The sequence below is a fragment of the Marinobacter sp. UBA2498 genome (genome assembly GCF_002341575.1).
Lineage (GTDB): Bacteria > Pseudomonadota > Gammaproteobacteria > Pseudomonadales > Oleiphilaceae > Marinobacter > Marinobacter manganoxydans.
Window position 1 is genome coordinate 1 of the sequence record NZ_DDOI01000136.1, and the last position, 381, is coordinate 381.

Consider the following 381-nt stretch of genomic DNA (forward strand, 5'->3'; position numbering starts at 1 on the left):
TCGGAACAGGTAGCTCTGGATAGGGAGTAAGGGATATGTTGATTTTGACTCGCCGCGTGGGCGAAACTCTGATGGTCGGCGACGATATCACCGTCACCGTCCTGGGAGTGAAAGGCAATCAGGTGCGCATTGGCGTCAATGCCCCGAAAGAAGTCGCGGTACACCGTGAAGAAATCTACCAGCGGATTCAGTCGGAAAAAGGCTCTGAAGAGCCCGAGCCCGGCAACAGCTGAGAGACAGAAAGCCGTTCAAGGGAAACCTGAACGGCTTTTTTGATGGTGTGGGGAAACGGGCCCGAAAAATCTCGTGTCAACCCTATGAAAACAGAAAAATTATGGTAGTATACGCCCCGTTCTCAAGGAGAGGTGGGTGAGTGGCTGA

At 52.8% G+C, this 381-nt stretch carries 1 protein-coding gene; it reads left to right on the top strand.

Going from position 1 to position 381, the window contains the following annotated elements; genetic code table 11:
- Window positions 1–35: 35 nt before the first annotated feature.
- The gene (gene csrA, locus B2W52_RS18570) at window positions 36–233 is read left to right on the top strand and encodes a carbon storage regulator CsrA (RefSeq protein WP_008172808.1); all 198 of its coding nucleotides are present in this window, start codon (window positions 36–38) and stop codon (window positions 231–233) included.
- Window positions 234–381 lie beyond the last annotated feature (148 nt).

Bases quoted from the DNA above. Each gene is read 5' to 3' on its own strand.
- csrA (WP_008172808.1), top strand. From the start codon at position 36: ATGTTGATTTTGACTCGCCGCGTGGGCGAAACTCTGATGGTCGGCGAC.